Below are 17319 nucleotides of genomic sequence, written 5' to 3'. Positions count from 1 at the left end.
TAAACAGTGCTCCTATCTAGAATAGTTTGGGGATTCTTTAGTAATCTGCACATCATGTGGATGACTTTCGACCATCCCGGCACCTGTGATTTTAATGAATTGGGATTCTTCCCTCAATTCCTGAAGGTTTGCAGATCCAGTATAACCCATGCCGGACCTGAGGCCACCCATCAGCTGATAGATTGTATCACTAAGTGGGCCTTTGTACTCTGTACGGCCTTCTATACCTTCTGGAACGAATTTCTTAGCTTCAGAATCCTCCTGGAAGTAACGGTCTTTTGAGCCCTGCTCCATCGCGCCGAGAGAACCCATACCGCGATAAGTCTTATATCTTCTGCCCTGGAATATTTCAGTATCACCTGGGGATTCGCTTGTGCCTGCCAGAAGACTTCCGAGCATTACAGCGTGGCCGCCTGCAGCGAGTGCTTTGACGATATCACCGGACAGTTTGATGCCGCCATCTGCGATTATGGCTTTACCGTGTTTACGCGCTTCCGTCGCAGCATCATAGATGGCTGTGATTTGAGGGACCCCGACACCTGAAACGACACGCGTTGTACAGATTGAACCTGGACCGATGCCTACTTTGACTACATCCACTCCTGCATTGATCAGTGCTTTCGTACCTTCGGCAGTCGCCACATTACCTGCAATAAGAGTGATGTCTGGGAACTTTTTGCGTATATCTGCAATTGAATTCAACACACCTTCTGAATGGCCATGGGCCGTATCGATGACGAGCGCGTCGACACCTGCTGAAATCAACTCTTCAGCGCGCTTGTCGGTTTCCCTTGCGATACCGATGGCTGCAGCCACCAATAGGCGCCCCTGGTCATCTTTTGCACCTTGGGGGAATTCTATAACCTTTTCGATATCTTTTATCGTGATGAGGCCTTTCAATGTGTTATCTTCATCAACTAGGGGCAGTTTTTCAATCCTGTAGTCTTGAAGGATCTGGGCTGCTTCCTTCAACGTTGTGCCAACACCGGCAGTGACAAGATTGTGCTTCGTCATGACGTCATCTATCGGCTTGGAGTAGTCCTCTATGAATCTAAGGTCACGGTTGGTGATGATGCCGATCAGTTTCTTTTCATCGGGATCATTTACTATAGGCACACCAGAAATTCTGTATTTTCCCATCAGATGTTCTGCCGCAAAGACTTGTTCCTCCTTAGTCAGGAAGAATGGATCGGTGATGACACCATTTTCTGAGCGTTTCACCTTTTGGACTTCGTCGCGTTGGCGTTCGATCGACATGTTTTTGTGGATGACACCGAGGCCGCCTTGGCGGGCCAAGGCAATAGCCATTGCAGATTCTGTGACGGTATCCATGCCTGCGCTCAATACTGGAATGTTGAGCTTGATCTTCTCCGAGAGTTGGACTGACAAGTCCACTCCTTTAGGCAGTACTTCTGAATGTGCCGGCATAAGCAGCACATCATCGAATGTCAAACCTTCTTTTTCGAACTTACTTTCCCACATTTTATTGCCTCCTATTTGAATTAGTGCACCTCAATAAAACACATATGATAGGAACAATGAAAAAACAGCCCCATTCGGACATTCACTTGATATTCCATAGTAGCTTCATTTAAGGTAAAGCATAGAAACTCATAATCCATATCATTATGATTATATGAAATAAAATATTTAATTATTTATGATAGCAAAAAGCAGCAACATAAACAATGCATTTGCTGATATGCGGAAAATACCGAAAATTTAAATAATAATCATTTAAGTTTACCAGTTCGCTACAAAGGGAAAACATCATAAAAAGCTAATAGAAGATATGAGGTGGCCGTTGTGAATTTTTTTGAACTCTACGATAGTCAAGAGTCGGTATTAGACCGGATTACACAGTTGAAAGCCGAAGACTACTATGAAGACGATATACATCTCCTCGGAAGGGATGATCTTGAGTTCGATGCACTCGAATATATGGAAGTCCACTTTCATATGCATGTGCCCGATGAGAGAGGGCTTAAGGAGATATTATCCAGAAATGAACCTGCCGAACGCTATCTCCATGATTTTGAATTGGACGAGGACGAAATTGAGAGGTACCTTTTCAAAATAAGCCAAGGCAACTATCTGCTCATCTATTCTGATCTTGAAAAGAAAGAGAGAGAAGAAGAAGACGAAAGGACAGAGAGTGCAGAGAGTGCAGAGGCTGATTTCAAGGACAGTACCAGAGACTTAGAATAAAAATACGATTCGGTTATGGACCGAATCGTACTTTTTATATTTTAATTATCGTGCAGGTATAATTCAGGTTCTTTTATGACATGCATACCATGGCCTACAGCTGCTTCTGAAAAATCGCGGTAGACGGGTCTCAAAACTTGTGACTCATCCCCTTTCTTCAGACATATGCGTTTTATCTGTTTCACAGAAAGAGTGTTGGAATGCATATATGGTTCATACTTTTTAATCATCCACCTATAGTGATGCAGTGAAAGATTGAAGGCATCACTCCTTTCTTCCCCACACACCTCCCCGTACCGCTTCAGAAAGTTAAAGTATGTATAATGCTGAATTTCCTTGTTATTGTCAGGATCAAAGCCATTGAAATGCACATGATATTTATCGGTTATGATTCTTTTTTGGCTTTTTTCCATGAAGTTGACTGCACTTTCAATCTTATTGAACATTTCAATCAGGAGATCGACTTCATCCGAAATTTCTGATTGCACTTCATCCCCTTCACTGCAGATGCACTCCAGAATATCAGGATAGTGTTTTATGATCCCTTCTGTAAGAATATCCATATAATATTTATAGGATTCCTTATTGGAAGGCTCAAGTATACTAAACAGTTTGAACTGATTAAAAATCAATAATCGAATGCTCTTATTATTCAATCCGTTCATCTAGAAGATACAATCCAGACATCTGTACCCATTCGCCCGGTCCCTTCTCGATTCTTGCACACACTTCTTTTTTAGATTATCCAGAACACATGACACAACAGAATTTTTCTGATGGACATCCTTCATGTTAATTCCCCCTTGTATTTAGATGCTTTAAGCATCCTATCCATATTTTAAGTCGCGCTTTATGAATAAGATAGCTAGTTACCTAAAATATTCTCTTCAGAATAATTATTCAATCTTTGCGCCATTTCCAACTTCCTTCCCATTCTGAATATATGTTTACTTTCATCAATGATTTTTAAAGCCTCTGTTTTATTACCCAATTGAAATTCGGCCATCGACCGGTTATAGAGCGTCTCACACATGAGATGAGTGGATTCATATCTGTTCAGAATTTCTATACTTTTATCCGAGTATTTCAGAACCTTGCCGTACTCCCCCTGCCTATAATACGCAGTGCTCAAATTATAGAGTATCTTCACGATTAACCTATAGGATTTCCGCCCTGACTTCTGATAGTAGTACTCAGCTTCCTTATAGAAATCAATACCTTCTTTCCCCATCAGATGGTGGATGTTCCCCTTAGCCAGATACATTTCCGCCACCGCTTCATACATCCATTCATTTGTCCTGTTCTTTTCTATTGCCCGGGAAATCTTCTCCTGTGCCACTTCTAGATGTCCTTTAGAATACTCCACCAAACCTTCATGCCAATGCCTATATCCTTCGAGATCAGGTGTCTGACTCCAGGTTTTTTGATTGTGCTTCTCCAATATACTTTTAATTTTGGTGAAATCCTGTCTCCTTCTTTCTGTATCCAAAGCTTCTTGTATCATTTTTGCAGGTGTCTTCTCCCCATTACAGAACACATCATGGAGGCTTAGATTCAATCGCTCCATTATACGCATCAATTTATCCAACGATATATCAAATTGATCATTTTCCAACCTTGAGATTACTGACTGGGAGACAATCCCTCTGCCTAAGGCAGTTTGGGACAATCCGATCATCTTTCTTCTCATCCTGATTCTACTTCCGATACTTTCCAATGAATGTCACCCCTTTTTGATATTATTCCACAGCATGAGGTTATGCGTCCATCAAATTACGAAGGTGAGTTTATGCCCTATTGTGCAGGGTATATGAATATTGTATGAAAAACCTACTAAATAGCAGGATATATTTCAGTCAATTTATATTCCAGTATAATTAGATGATGATTGAACCCAATAAGATGGAGGGATGGACGATGCGTAAGATTGAAACATTTTTGAACGAACAGGAATTGACAGGTAGAATCGAAGGGTTGAAGGAAGAAGGTATCAAAGAGAAGCAGATGACGGTGATTTCCAGCCAGAATATCGAAGGGGCTTCTGTAAATTACAACGATGTCAATTACAAGAATGCCGACGGGACCACTTGGGATAAAATCGTCGCCTGGTTCTCATCCGAAAGTCCTGAAGATCACGTAATGACTGAATTGAATCTCAGCACTGAAGAAGAAAAGGAATATAAAGAAGCACTGGATAGTGGAAAAATCCTGCTTTACGTTAGCGACGAAGAAAAAGGAGCCACGATTGATGCTCCAACAGACCCACTTCTCGAAACGGATGAAAACCGTGTCGATAAAGGGCACACGCCGAACATACCTGATTCGACTCCAGGCGCTGTCTATGCCACAAACAAGTTGGACGACAATGAGAATGAGAAAGATAAAACTCGTATCCTAGATGAAGAGATGACTGAAACACCTCGTAATCAAGATTTAGTCGACACCCATCATATGGAAGGTTCACTTGAAGAGGAATCATCGTCAAATCCGGATACTGACGAAAAAGACGGGGACCAGACTGGGACACAGGAAATGCACGTCAATAAAACTGTAGAACCTAATTCCCAAAAGACGTTCACAGGGCATAATGATAAAAATGCGACCGGTACACAAGAGGTACATGTCGACAAAACTGTGACACCAGATTCCCATGACGAATCTGTAGAACGTAGGCGCACAGACGAGAATGATAAGAGGAATGGATTTTAACGATTACCCCCCCTACGATGCCAAACCGTGGGGGGGTATTCATTCCCACTACCGATAGATGGGTATCGAAGAGGGTTTCAGATTCATTTAGAGATAATCAGATTTTAAAATAATCAAGGAGGAAAAAAGAATGGGAAGACTAGACGACAAAGTGGCTGTAGTCATAGGCGGTACATCAGGGCTTGGAGAAGCTACTGCTAAAATGTTTTCAAAAGAAGGTGCCAAGGTCGCTATAGTCGGAACCAATGAAGCGCACGGCCAGAGCCTCGTCACAGATATCGAAAAAGAAAACGGAGAAGCAATCTTCGTACAAATGGATATAACAAATACAGCTTCGGTTAAAGATGGTGTTGATAGAATAGTGAAGGAATACGGCACTATTGATGTACTGTATAACGGGGCAGGCATCCATGATGCCTACAATAACATCATTGAAACGGATGAAGCGGATTTTGATAAATTGATGGATGTAAACGTCAAAGGGCCATACCTTGTCACAAAAGCAATCATTCCCATACTTTTAGAAAAGGGCAAAGGTTCCATCATCAATATCGGATCGCAATCGACATTTGTCGCTGGTGCGGGTGGCAACACTTATGTAACGAGTAAACACGCAATCAGCGGCTTCACCAAACAATTGGCCTATGATTTCGGCCATAAAGGCATCAAATCCAATTTAATCGCTCCAGGTTTCATTGAGACACCTATGACTGAAGGCATCCAAGATGAAAGGCTAAAAGATATTCCTGCAGGCAGAGCCGGCAAGCCGGATGAAATAGCCGCCGCAGCAGTTTTTCTGGCTTCAGACGAATCAGACTATATGCAGGGAGCTGAAATTAAAGTAGACGGAGGCTGGACAGTCGGACGTTAAAAGAGAGGAAACCTTTTGATATCAATTGGTGCTCTTCTTAAAGGGAGGTGGTGATGACATGGAAAATGTTACAATCAAGTTTGATGAGTTAGTCCCTAAAGCAGCAGAACTGACTGTTAAAGAGACGAAAGATGATTTTAATCAGTTGGTATCTGAACAAGATTCAGATGTTTATGAGTTTATGAGAAAGAATACTGATACGTTCCTAGATCATTACGAAGAAGTGTTCCGAAAGAATCTACACGACCTTGTGATGATATCTGTTAATGATCAACTTAATGGATAGCATATTTTAAAATTACACTTTTCCCAACAAGAATTTTATTTGAGCTTCTTGCTTATCAGTAACTTGACTATAAACGACCGCCATTGTGATTAGGAATAGCGCTTATTGATAATCTCTGCGTTCATCGAGCATTAGTTTCGGAAGACTCTTTATTCACTTCACCTGAAAAAAATTCAAGCATGTAAAAACCCCTTGATGCCAATGGCATCAAGGGGTTTTTACTTAACTTATATTATTGTTCTTCCTTAACATATGGAAGCAATGCCATATGACGTGCGCGTTTGATTGCTTTTGTAAGCTGGCGCTGATACTTCGCAGAAGTACCTGTTACACGTCTTGGAAGAATTTTACCACGTTCTGAAATGAACTTTTTAAGGAGATCTACTTCTTTATAGTCAATGTGTGTAATTCCATTAGCTGTGAAATAGCAAACCTTTTTACGACGGCGACCGCCTCTTCTTGGACCTGCCATGATTTTTTCCTCCTCTACAGATTGAATGGATGACGCAGCAGTGTGTGGCTACCGCATTCATGAATTCACATCTATAATTTCGTTATTTCCTGATGAACGTGTGTAAGTGTATGTGCATGCTATATTGTACACACAATTGTTTCTTATGTCAATTGGTGGATTATATCATTTGACGAATATAATTACACGATTATGGGACGGGACGATTCACCGATTTCTGACCCTGACAAAATACATCATGATGAAAGAGATGATGACGATTGTAATGACCCACATCCATGCCAGCGTCATCTTCCCTGAATCGAGGGCGATGTATATTGCTGTCGGCACTGTCTGTGTACGCCCTGGGATGTTTCCTGCAAACATCAAGGTGGCGCCGAATTCACCCAAGGCCCTGGCAAAACTCAGTACGCCGCCTGCAAAAAGTGCTTTTGAAGCGAGTGGAACCGAAATATGGAAAAAGGTCTGGAAACGGCCCGCACCATCCACCTTAGCCGCTTCTTCTATATCATGATCCACATTCTCAAAACCAGCCTTTGCCGATTGGTACATGAGTGGAAACGCCACTACTGCACTGGCGATGACAGCAGCATACCAAGTAAAGATGACAGGCTGATCAAACAGCCAAATTATCCATGATCCGAGCAGCGCATCATTGCCAAAAATGACAATCAACAAAAAGCCAACGACTGTCGGCGGTAGCACGAGCGGCAACATGATGAGCGTTTCAATGATGGATTGTCCGGGAAGCGTGCGTGATGTCATCCACTTTGCCATAAGGGTGCCTGAAATGACTACTATGATAAAAGCAATCAGCGATACCCTTATAGAGAGTCTGATGGGATCGAAAAATGCCTCCCATGTTATGCTATTTAATAGTGAATCCATAGCTTTCAAACACCTTCAATGCTGCATCCGTCTGGAGAAATTCATAAAATTCCACTGCAGCTTCATAATTTGGGGCCTCTTTCAGGACACCAGCGGGATATTCTATCGTCGTGTGAGAAACAGCAGGGAATTCATGCACGATTTCCACCTCATCACTCACCAATGCATCGGTCCGGTAGACGATGCCAGCTGCCACATTACCTGTCTCTACATAAGATAACACTTGTTTGACATCTTTTGCATAGACGATATTATTTTCAACATCTTTAAGGATATCCATGCTCCTCAAGGCTTCTTCAGCATAACGGCCGGCTGGCACGGAATCCGGGGTGCCGATGGAGATCCTGCCCACCTGATCGAGGGAACTGATCGATACTTCTTCCCCTTCTGCAGGTACGACCAATACCAGAGAGTTTCCGAGCAATACCGTCTTGTTCTGTTCATCGATTTTACCCTCGTCCGTTAACAGCTGAAATTTATCCGACGCCGCCGAGATGAATAGATCTGCAGGCGCCCCTTTGGAAATCTGTTGCTGCAATGTCCCTGACCCACCGAAGTTGAATGAGATTTCAACGTCAGGATGTTGGTTCCCATAAAGTTTTTCCAGTTCTTCCATCGGAGCACTGAGACTCGCTGCCACTGAAATAGTAAGCGTGGTTTGAGACTTCTCCCCCCCACTACATGCGGCTGATAGAATTACAATCATGATGATCAAGACAAAAAAACGACGGCCCATAGAAAATCTCCTATCCTGACATATCCTTACTTGCCATTATAACCATTTATGATTGTGTATAGAATGCCCTACTCGGCAATATTGTGAAATAAAAAAGGCATCCCGGATTTCCGGAATGCCCCACGTATAGAATCCACACTATATTCTATACACACACACACTTCTCACACGTTAATCAGTCACCCGTTGAATCGGGCACTTTTTAGAATGGTAGGTCATCATCACTGATGTCGACCGGGCCATCTGCATTGGCAAATGGATTTTCCTCAACCGAATCCTGACGGGAACGTTGAGCAGGTCTTGAACCAGTGGACTGATTTCCATACGCATTCTGATAGCTGTCTGCTGAGTTATTATTTTGTTGATTACTGCCTTGCCCTTTAGGTTCCAGGAACTGTACACTATCACACACTACTTCAGTCACATATACTCTCTGTCCTTCCTTATTCTCATAGGAACGGCTCTGCAACCTGCCGTCAACTCCTGCTAGGCTGCCTTTTTTAAGATACTGGTTGACGTTTTCTGCTTGCTTACGGAAAACGACGCAGTTTATGAAATCAGCGCCACGCTCGCCATTCGCATTTGTGAATGGGCGGTTGACTGCTAAAGTAAAGGTTGCTACAGAGATATTATTCTGACTGACTTTCAGTTCAGGGTCTTTTGTAAGACGCCCGACCAGTACAACACGGTTCAGCATGTAATCAACTCCATTGTATTATTACTTTTTTTCTGCTTGTTCGTCGCGGACAATGATATGACGGATGATATCATTGTTGATTTTGGCCAAACGTTCGAATTCATCTGTTGCTTCCACATCTGCATTTACTTTGATGATGTGGTAAAGCCCTTCAGTGAAATCTTCGATCTCATATTCGAGACGACGTTTACCCCACTCTTTTGATTCGACGATTTCCGCACCTTGTGAAGTCAAAACGTTATCAAAACGCTCAACAAGCGCTTGTTTCGCATCATCTTCAATGTTCGGGCGGATCACATATAGAATTTCATATGCTTTCATCTTCTACACCTCCTTATGGTCTTTAGCGGCCTATTTCCTTGGAAATAGGCAAGGAATAATTTTCATTACTCACAATCTGAAATTATACCAGTCATCGACTCATTTTACAATCTTTTTAAACGTTAAATCTGAAATGGACGACGTCGCCATCCTTCATGATGTACTCTTTACCTTCCAGGCGCACTCTGCCCGCTTCCTTGGCCTTTGCCATATTGCCGTTTTCGACAAGGTCATCATAGCTTACCGTCTCCGCACGGATGAAGCCTTTTTGGAAATCGGTGTGGATGATGCCTGCACATTCCGGTGCAGACATTCCCTCCCTGAATGTCCAGGCGCGCACTTCTTCGACTCCAGCCGTGAAATACGTAGCCAGCCCAAGCAGGTCATAAGTTGCTTTAATGAGCTTATCCAGACCGGATTCCTCTATGCCCAATTCCTCCAGGAACATCTCTTTCTCGTCTTCCTCAAGTACCGCTATCTCCTCTTCCACCTTCGCTGAGATGACGATGACTTCAGACCCTTCCCTACTTGCGTATTCACGGATTTTTTTCAGGTTATCATTCTCTTCCAGTCCACCAAGATCCTCTTCGGAGACATTGGCGACGTAGAGCATCGGCTTTTGTGTCAGAAGGTGGAGCGTCTTGACCATTTGCGCCTCTTCTTCCGTAAAATCCAATGCACGGACCGGCTGGTCATTCTCCAATCCTTCTTTGATCTTGCTCAGAAGATCGCGCTCTGCCATCGCATCCTTGTCTTTTTGACGGGCCATCTTCTCCAGTCTTGGCAGTCTTTTCTCTATACTTTCAAGATCTGCAAATATGAGCTCCATATTGATGATTTCAATATCATCGATCGGATCCACTTTTCCGGACACATGGGTGACATTATCGTCATCGAATGCCCGCACCACCTGACAGATGGCATCCACTTCGCGGATATGGGCCAAGAATTTGTTGCCGAGGCCTTCGCCTTTTGAAGCCCCTTTTACTATCCCTGCAATATCCGTAAACTCGAATGCTGTCGGAACAGTCTTTTTAGGTTCGACCATTTCCGTCAAAACGTTCAATCTTTCATCTGGTACTTCCACGATGCCGACATTGGGATCGATTGTAGCGAATGGATAGTTTGCCGCGAGTGCACCTGCTTTAGTTATTGCGTTGAATAATGTGGATTTGCCGACATTCGGCAATCCGACTATACCTGCTGTCAGAGCCATCTGATATCACCTTTACGATTCATATTTTTTTCTTACCATTTTCATTCTCTTCTCGAAGTCGCGGCGCGTCATCATGATGACCCGTCCGCATTCATTGCATTTGATTTTTATATCTGCACCCATCCGCGTAATAGAAAAGAGTCTACTGCCGCAGGGGTGCGGTTTCTTCATTTCAACGATATCATTCAGATCATAATTCTTTGCCATACCTGTCACCTTCATCTTTAGCCATTTTACCATCATAATCCTGTATGTCCATTTTAGGTACTGAAATGTAGATGCCTTTACTTTCGAGATGATTTTTGAGCGACTTCCTCACACGTCGCGTCACACCGAAATGTTCCATAGGCTGGGTCTCAAGCATTACACGTATAATCGCTTCACCGCTCTCTATGCCTTGTAGACCTAACAATTCTGGCTGGGCCACAAGCATTTCTTCTTCCTCCCAATGCTCGGCAAAATATGTCTCAAGTATTCGTTCCACCCGATCGAGATCTTCTGAAACGGATACATTGATATCGAGCATCGATATCGCATTATATCTAGAAAAATTCACAACTTCATTGATGGTACTGTTCGGCAGGTTGATGAGTTCACCTTCCCAGCCTTGAATCCTCGTGGCACGCAGTCCGAGAGAAATGACTTCTCCCTCCGCAACAGTCGTGCCTGATGTATTCACCCGTACGAAGTCGCCTTTATCGAACTGATTCTCCAAGAGGATGAAGAAGCCGGTTATCATATCCTTCACCAAACTCTGCGCCCCAAAACCTATGGCGAGACCAACGACTCCGGCACCGGCAAGGAGGGTGCGCACCGGAAGGTTGAACGTTTCAAATATCATCATGACAATGACGAACCATATGAAGACGGTTGCTACATTCTCCAATACGTTGATCAATGTCTGGTTGCGTTTTTCATTGCCCTTCAAGCGGGATTTTGACTTCACTTTAAAAAAGTTTTCAATTGTCCGATTGATGATTCTGATCAGAATCATTGCTACGATAACTAGAACGATCGACCAAATGACCTTCGAAGCGAGATCCGTCCATATATCTGGATCTTTGATTGTTGCCATGATTTCTTCGATGAATGTGAGTGGATCTTTTTCTGTTGTTGTCATCAATATATTGCCGAACACTGTTTCCACCTTCACTTTCTTTTTTTATTTTTTCTCTAAAAGTGCGATGATCCTTCTGTATTCTTCTTCATTTTTAAACTCGAATGAAATCGTCCCTTTTTTGCGGGATTTCTTGATTTCCACCGTGGTACCAAAGCGTTCCTTCAAGGAATTCTCCTGTTTCTCGATGAAACGCGGCTTACTGTTTTCTCTTTTTTGCTTTACGGGCTTTCGTTGAAGACTTTTTACGTAGGATTCAAGTGCCCGCACACTCATCTTCTCTTTGACGGCATGATGCGCTGCCTGTTCCATCTGCAAAGCGTCGTTCAGAGCAAGCAGTGTCCGACCATGCGCACCTGAGAGTTTTTCATCATTGATCAACATCTTCACTGTATGCGGAAGGTTGAGCAGCCGCAACATATTTGCTATGTAGGGTCTTGACCTCCCCAGTCTTTCGGCCACTGCATTTTGGGTGATGTCGAGGGCTGTCATCAGTTCCCTGTAGCTCATAGCTTCTTCCAAGGGATTCAAATTTTCTCGCTGCAGATTTTCTATGATGGCAAGTTCCATCATCTCCGCGTCCGTCATCTCTTTAACTATTGCCGGAATCGTTTCCCGGCCAAGCATTCGACTGGCTCGATAACGCCGTTCTCCAGCGACGATATCATATCCTTTGATGGATTTCCTGAGTATGATTGGTTGTATTACGCCATGCGACCTGATGGAATCCGCCAGCTCACTTAATTTCTCTTCATCGAATTCCATGCGAGGCTGATAAGGGTTACGTCTGATATCGGAAATCTTGATTTCTTCCATTTTCATTTCGCCCCCGTAATCTAAAAAAAATTGTTGCTGTCCGACACACTTGCTTATATGTCACAGTCACTGAATGATGAAGTTCCCGTCCAGGATGCCTCTCACTCGGATGTGATAATTAAAACGTGAGAAAGACACCCACATATGTGAGTGTCTATTTATATATTCTGATTGTCATCTCTTTAAAATCGGCAGTATCAGAAGTTTCGCAGGAAACATCCACTCCCTTATTCTTAAGGCGTTCCACTTCACGGTTCAGGCCATTGAGGGCGAATGAGGCATCCTGATTGAAGTCCATCTCATCATTAGCCGGCTGAATCTTCTTTTTCACCGCCATTTCAGTATCTTTTACGGTCCACTTACGGGCTCTGATGTCTTCTAGCACCTCGCCTTGCTGGTCATCTTCTAGACTCAGCAACGAGCGTGCGTGCCTCTCTGTGATTTCCTGCCTTTGGAGCGCTTCGATGACTGGTTCGGACAGTTTCAGCAGCCTGAGCTTATTCGCAATGAAGGATTGGCTTTTGCCCAAGTTTTGAGCAAGGTTCTTCTGGGTGATCCCATCCATCTTGAGCAGTTTTTTGTAGGCTCTGGCTTCTTCTATACTGGAGAGGTTCTCCCGCTGGATATTTTCAATCAGGGCGATTGCTGCAGACTCAGTATCCGTCAAATATTTGACGATCACTTCCGCCTCTTCACGGTTCAGCATCTTCAGTGCCCGAAATCTGCGCTCCCCTGCAATGATTTCATACATACCTTCTTCGATTGGGCGTACGGTTATCGGCTGCAGCAGCCCATGTTCTTCAATGGAGTCAGCCAGTTCCCGTATTCTATCCCGATCGAATTCAGTCCGCGGTTGATACCGGTTCGGGACAATATTTTCCATAGGCAGATGTTGGAGTGAGACCTCCTCCTGCTGGTTTTCACTTTTATCCATCAGACCGAAAAGTCTTGAAAATGGTTTTTTCACACATGTCACCTGCCTATTTCTTTAATGGAGATTTATTTGGAGTCCCTGGTTTACGGGGATATTTCCTGGGTGATTTCCTCTTTTTCTTGATGTCGATGATATAACGCTCACTGTCTTCTTCAGGCAGCGTGAAATTATGGGTTTCCATAATTTCACCCCCCAGCAGCTCTAACGCAAAATCGCTGTCCTCGAGCTCTTCCATCCCTTTTTTACCTTTAAGGACCAGGAAATGCCCACCTGTTCTGACAAGGGGCAGACACAATTCTGCAAGGACGTTCAGCTGGGCTACAGCCCGGGCAGTCACAATATCGAACATATGGCGCTGAGAGCCTTGGCCGAACGTTTCCGCCCGGTCATGGACCAGGTGAATCTTATCAAGTTCGAGCTCTGCAGTCAGTTCATTCAAAAAGATGATGCGTTTATTCAAAGAATCCACGATGGTCACCTTTAAGTCTGGTCTGACTATCTTTAGCGGGATGCTTGGAAATCCTGCACCTGCCCCCACATCACATATACTTGCCTCTTCAGCTATGGTGATATGGAACAGAGGGGTCAATGAATCATAGAAGTGCTTCAGATATACCCCTGCTTCATCCGTCACTGCAGTCAGGTTCACCTTATCATTCCATTCGACCAGCATATTGAAATACCTTCTGAACTGGTTGATCTGGACATCGCTCAACTCTATGCCTTGTTGTTTCAATGCATCTATGAATTCCCGCTCGTTCATGCGTGCACCCGCTTGATGTTGCCTTGTTCTATATAGACGAGCAGAATCGAAATATCCGCCGGGTTGACTCCTGAAATTCTCGACGCCTGAGCGATATCGAGCGGTTTGACCGTCTTCAGTTTATGGCGCGCTTCAGTGGCCAGGGAGTGTATCGCGTCATAGTCGATATCAGCAGGTATCTTTTTCTTCTCCATTCGTTTCACTTTATCCACCTGCATAAGCGATTTCTTGATGTAGCCGTCATATTTCAGCTGTATCTCAACCTGTTCATATTCTTCCTGGCTGATTGAATGCGCTTCTCCAAGAATCTCCATGATGGATGCATAATCCATCTCAGGACGCCTCAGCAGATCGACGGCGAGGATGCCGTCTTTCAAAGGTGTGCCGCCTCTTTTTTCAATAACAGATTGCGTGTGTGCATTCGGTTTTATCCTGATGTTCTTCAAACGTTCCAGTTCATCTTCTATATTCTGCTTCTTCTCCTTGAAGACCGCGTATCTCTCATCTGAAATCAGGCCGATGTCATGACCGATTTCAGTCAGGCGCATATCCGCGTTATCATGCCTCAACAAAAGACGGTGCTCTGCACGCGAAGTCAGCAGTCTATACGGTTCATTCGTGCCCTTCGTCACAAGGTCGTCGATCAGTACGCCGATGTAGGCGTCAGAACGGCTCAGCACCAATTCTTCTTCACCGAGCAGTTTGCTTGCGGCGTTAATGCCCGCTATAAGCCCTTGGCCCGCCGCTTCTTCATAACCGCTTGTACCGTTTATCTGTCCTGCCGTGTAGAGGTTTTTGATTTTCTTCGTCTCAAGTGTCGGCCATAATTGCGTCGGCACAAGCGCATCGTATTCGATGGCATAGCCGGCACGCATCATTCTGGCGTTTTCAAGTCCTGGTACGGACGACAGCATTTCGCGCTGGACATTCTCGGGCATGCTTGTGGAAAGTCCCTGCACATAGACCTCTTTCGTAGAACGGCCTTCTGGTTCGAGGAATATCTGATGACGTGGCTTATCGTTGAAGCGTACCACTTTGTCCTCTATGGATGGACAGTAGCGTGGGCCAGTACCCTTCACCATTCCGGAATACATTGCGGAAAGATGAAGATTGTCGTTGATGATGAGATGGGTATCCTCCGATGTATAAGTCAACCAGCACGGCAGCTGGTCCATGATGAACTCGGTCGTGTCGAAACTGAAGGCGCGGGGAACATCGTCCCCAGGCTGTATTTCCGTTTTGGAGTAGTCGATGGAATCCGAGTTGACGCGTGGCGGTGTACCGGTTTTAAATCGTACAATTTCAAATCCAAGGTCCTTCAACTGGTCTGCAAGCGGAATTGACGGCATCTGGTGGTTGGGGCCACTGGAATATTTCAAGTCCCCGAGAATGATTTCGCCGCGCAGGAAGGTGCCGGTCGTCACGATGACCGAATCTGCATCGTAGACTGTACCGATATTTGTCCTGACCCCTTTTACAACATCATCTTCAACGATGATCTCGTCCACCATTCCTTGCAGGATGTCGAGGTTCGGCTCGTTTTCCAGCACTTGTTTCATCTCTTGCTGATAGAGCACTTTGTCCGCCTGTGCGCGTAGCGCCCGGACGGCTGGCCCCTTGCCTGTATTCAACATGCGCATCTGTATATGGGTTTTGTCGATCACTTTGGCCATCTGACCACCCAGTGCATCCACTTCTCGGACGACGATCCCTTTTGCCGGTCCACCAACTGAAGGGTTGCATGGCATGAAAGCGATGCTATCCAAGTTGATGGTCAGCATCAGCGTACGCAGCCCTTTTCTGGCAGAAGCGAGCCCCGCTTCTACACCTGCATGGCCTGCACCGATGACGACAACATCATATTTCACATTATGTGGCATAATTTTCCTCCTTTTATTTTCCAAGACAGAACTGGCTGAAGAGCTGGTCGATCAGCTGCTCGCTGACATCTTCCCCGATAACTTCTCCAAGCAGTTCCCACGTTTTGACGAGATCGATCTGGACAATATCGATCGGCACATCCATGTCTGCCGATTCTATCGCATCCGAAATGACAGCCTTCGCCTGTTCAAGCAGATGGATATGACGGTTATTCGATACATAGGTGGAATCAGCCGACTGAATATCACCTTCGAAGAATAAAGTGGCAATCCTATCTTCCAAATCATCCACTCCGGTGCCTTCGACGATTGATGTTCTGACGATCGGCATCTCGGGATACCTGGAGTGAAGGGTGCTCGTGTCAAGTTTCGCTTCCAGATCCAGCTTGTTCACGATGATGATGACGTTCTGGTCTGCCAAGGAATCCAATATTTCGAGATCCTCTGCAGTCAAAGGTTCGTTGTTGTTCAATACATAAAGGATCAGTTCTGCTTCCTTCAGAGCCTGTCTGCTGCGTTCGACCCCGATTTTTTCGACGATATCATCCGTATCGCGGATTCCTGCCGTATCAATCAGTTTGAGCGGAATACCGTTGACATTGACGTATTCTTCCAATATATCCCGGGTGGTCCCGGCCACTTCCGTAACAATCGCCTTATTGTCCTGGATGAGATAATTCAGCAGGGAACTCTTCCCGACGTTCGGCTTGCCGACAATGGCAGTGCTGAGCCCTTCCCTCAATATCTTGCCCTGAGCGCTGGTCTTCAGCAACTTCTCAATTTCCGCTTCTATTTTGGCGGATTCTTCTTTCAAGAAGGCAGTTGTCGCCTCTTCCACATCATCGTATTCAGGATAGTCGATGTTCACTTCGACCTGGGCCAGAACCGTAAGGATCCTCTGACGCAATCCTTCTATATAGGTTTTCAGCCTGCCCTGCATCTGCTGATTGGCCACTTTTGACGCTTCAGTCGTCTTCGAGCGGATGAAGTCCATCACACCCTCGGCCTGGGACAGGTCGATACGTCCATTCAGGAAGGCACGTTTAGTGAATTCGCCAGGCTCGGCCATTCTGGAGCCGTTCTTCAAAGTCAGTTGCAGGACACGATTGACGGTGTGTATGCCGCCATGGCAATTGATCTCTACAATATCTTCACGTGTATAGGTGCGGGGAGCCCTCATAACAGCGACCATCACTTCTTCAACCGTCTCATTCGTATCTGGATCTACTATATGACCATAATTGATTGTATGGGACGCGACTTCATCCAACTTTTTCGCACCTTTATAGAGGTGATCTGCGATTTCAACTGCATCCGCCCCCGACAGACGCACGATTGCGATTGCACCTTCACCAACCGGAGTCGATATGCTGGATATGGTTTCTAATTGCATGATGCAATGCTC

General features: G+C 44.8%; 20 protein-coding genes and 1 riboswitch. Of the genes, 4 read left to right on the top strand and 16 right to left on the bottom strand.

Going from position 1 to position 17319, the window contains the following annotated elements; translation table 11 throughout:
• Positions 1 to 12: 12 nt before the first annotated feature.
• On the bottom strand, positions 13 to 1482 hold the full coding sequence (guaB, locus tag ACZ5LF_RS00485; protein ID WP_380569672.1) for an IMP dehydrogenase: 1470 nt from the start codon (positions 1480 to 1482) through the stop codon (positions 13 to 15).
• Between the two features lie 77 nt (positions 1483 to 1559).
• Positions 1560 to 1660: riboswitch (purine riboswitch) on the bottom strand.
• 146 nt (positions 1661 to 1806) lie between these two features.
• Here guaB and ACZ5LF_RS00480 point away from each other — a divergent pair.
• A complete protein-coding gene (locus ACZ5LF_RS00480) occupies positions 1807 to 2208 on the top strand; it encodes a hypothetical protein (protein WP_380569671.1) in 402 nt (133 codons plus the stop codon).
• 41 nt (positions 2209 to 2249) lie between these two features.
• Here the strand turns inward: ACZ5LF_RS00480 and ACZ5LF_RS00475 are convergent, their stop codons facing one another.
• Both ACZ5LF_RS00475 and ACZ5LF_RS00470 read right to left on the bottom strand, forming a co-directional pair.
• Positions 2250 to 2873 carry a YfbU family protein gene (locus ACZ5LF_RS00475; protein WP_380709827.1) on the bottom strand — a complete coding sequence of 208 codons (624 nt, stop codon included), beginning with the start codon at positions 2871 to 2873 and terminating at the stop codon, positions 2250 to 2252.
• A gap of 200 nt (positions 2874 to 3073) precedes the next feature.
• Positions 3074 to 3925: a helix-turn-helix domain-containing protein gene (locus tag ACZ5LF_RS00470; protein ID WP_380569669.1), complete on the bottom strand. Its 852-nt coding sequence runs from the start codon at positions 3923 to 3925 to the stop codon at positions 3074 to 3076.
• Positions 3926 to 4125: 200 nt separating this feature from the next.
• On the opposite strand from ACZ5LF_RS00470, the gene ACZ5LF_RS00465 reads away from it, so the two are divergent.
• From ACZ5LF_RS00465 to ACZ5LF_RS00455, 3 genes are all read left to right on the top strand, one after another.
• Positions 4126 to 4917 carry a general stress protein gene (locus tag ACZ5LF_RS00465; RefSeq protein WP_380569668.1) on the top strand — a complete coding sequence of 264 codons (792 nt, stop codon included), beginning with the start codon at positions 4126 to 4128 and terminating at the stop codon, positions 4915 to 4917.
• Positions 4918 to 5047: 130 nt separating this feature from the next.
• Positions 5048 to 5788, top strand: coding sequence for an SDR family NAD(P)-dependent oxidoreductase (locus tag ACZ5LF_RS00460; RefSeq protein ID WP_380569667.1), 741 nt, complete (start codon positions 5048 to 5050; stop codon positions 5786 to 5788).
• A gap of 58 nt (positions 5789 to 5846) precedes the next feature.
• On the top strand, positions 5847 to 6074 hold the full coding sequence (locus ACZ5LF_RS00455; protein ID WP_380569666.1) for a hypothetical protein: 228 nt from the start codon (positions 5847 to 5849) through the stop codon (positions 6072 to 6074).
• Between the two features lie 232 nt (positions 6075 to 6306).
• Here the strand turns inward: ACZ5LF_RS00455 and rpsR are convergent, their stop codons facing one another.
• The 13 genes from rpsR to mnmE all read right to left on the bottom strand — a co-directional run bounded on the left by rpsR (position 6307) and on the right by mnmE (position 17307).
• Positions 6307 to 6549: a 30S ribosomal protein S18 gene (gene rpsR, locus ACZ5LF_RS00450; RefSeq protein WP_344702029.1), complete on the bottom strand. Its 243-nt coding sequence runs from the start codon at positions 6547 to 6549 to the stop codon at positions 6307 to 6309.
• Positions 6550 to 6753: 204 nt separating this feature from the next.
• Positions 6754 to 7434: a molybdate ABC transporter permease subunit gene (modB, locus tag ACZ5LF_RS00445; RefSeq protein WP_380569665.1), complete on the bottom strand. Its 681-nt coding sequence runs from the start codon at positions 7432 to 7434 to the stop codon at positions 6754 to 6756.
• A complete protein-coding gene (modA, locus tag ACZ5LF_RS00440) occupies positions 7415 to 8170 on the bottom strand; it encodes a molybdate ABC transporter substrate-binding protein (RefSeq protein ID WP_380569664.1) in 756 nt (251 codons plus the stop codon). Before modA ends, modB begins: the two co-directional genes overlap by 20 nt.
• Positions 8171 to 8372: 202 nt before the next feature.
• Positions 8373 to 8867, bottom strand: a complete 495-nt coding sequence (gene ssb, locus ACZ5LF_RS00435; protein WP_380569663.1) for a single-stranded DNA-binding protein — start codon at positions 8865 to 8867, stop codon at positions 8373 to 8375.
• Between the two features lie 21 nt (positions 8868 to 8888).
• Positions 8889 to 9188 (bottom strand): 30S ribosomal protein S6, encoded by a 300-nt coding sequence (gene rpsF, locus ACZ5LF_RS00430; RefSeq protein ID WP_344701983.1) that lies wholly within the window; start codon positions 9186 to 9188, stop codon positions 8889 to 8891.
• A gap of 115 nt (positions 9189 to 9303) precedes the next feature.
• On the bottom strand, positions 9304 to 10404 hold the full coding sequence (ychF, locus tag ACZ5LF_RS00425; RefSeq protein ID WP_380569662.1) for a redox-regulated ATPase YchF: 1101 nt from the start codon (positions 10402 to 10404) through the stop codon (positions 9304 to 9306).
• Positions 10405 to 10416: 12 nt separating this feature from the next.
• Positions 10417 to 10611, bottom strand: a complete 195-nt coding sequence (locus tag ACZ5LF_RS00420; protein ID WP_380569661.1) for a DUF951 domain-containing protein — start codon at positions 10609 to 10611, stop codon at positions 10417 to 10419.
• On the bottom strand, positions 10595 to 11542 hold the full coding sequence (locus ACZ5LF_RS00415) for a mechanosensitive ion channel family protein (RefSeq protein WP_380569660.1): 948 nt from the start codon (positions 11540 to 11542) through the stop codon (positions 10595 to 10597). Before ACZ5LF_RS00415 ends, ACZ5LF_RS00420 begins: the two co-directional genes overlap by 17 nt.
• A 24-nt stretch (positions 11543 to 11566) precedes the next feature.
• Positions 11567 to 12337, bottom strand: a complete 771-nt coding sequence (locus ACZ5LF_RS00410; RefSeq protein ID WP_380569659.1) for a ParB/RepB/Spo0J family partition protein — start codon at positions 12335 to 12337, stop codon at positions 11567 to 11569.
• A 154-nt stretch (positions 12338 to 12491) separates the two neighbouring features.
• A complete protein-coding gene (locus tag ACZ5LF_RS00405) occupies positions 12492 to 13304 on the bottom strand; it encodes a ParB/RepB/Spo0J family partition protein (RefSeq protein WP_380569658.1) in 813 nt (270 codons plus the stop codon).
• Between the two features lie 13 nt (positions 13305 to 13317).
• Positions 13318 to 14034, bottom strand: coding sequence for a 16S rRNA (guanine(527)-N(7))-methyltransferase RsmG (gene rsmG, locus ACZ5LF_RS00400; RefSeq protein WP_380569657.1), 717 nt, complete (start codon positions 14032 to 14034; stop codon positions 13318 to 13320).
• The gene (gene mnmG, locus ACZ5LF_RS00395) at positions 14031 to 15914 is read right to left on the bottom strand and encodes a tRNA uridine-5-carboxymethylaminomethyl(34) synthesis enzyme MnmG (protein WP_380569656.1); all 1884 of its coding nucleotides are present in this window, start codon (positions 15912 to 15914) and stop codon (positions 14031 to 14033) included. Before mnmG ends, rsmG begins: the two co-directional genes overlap by 4 nt.
• Before the next feature lie 13 nt (positions 15915 to 15927).
• Positions 15928 to 17307 carry a tRNA uridine-5-carboxymethylaminomethyl(34) synthesis GTPase MnmE gene (mnmE, locus tag ACZ5LF_RS00390; protein WP_380569655.1) on the bottom strand — a complete coding sequence of 460 codons (1380 nt, stop codon included), beginning with the start codon at positions 17305 to 17307 and terminating at the stop codon, positions 15928 to 15930.
• Positions 17308 to 17319 lie beyond the last annotated feature (12 nt).

The sequence above is a fragment of the Salinicoccus siamensis genome, from assembly GCF_055391965.1.
The sequence above is the reverse complement of the archived record's forward strand: the minus strand, read 5'-3'. Positions and strand labels throughout refer to the sequence as shown.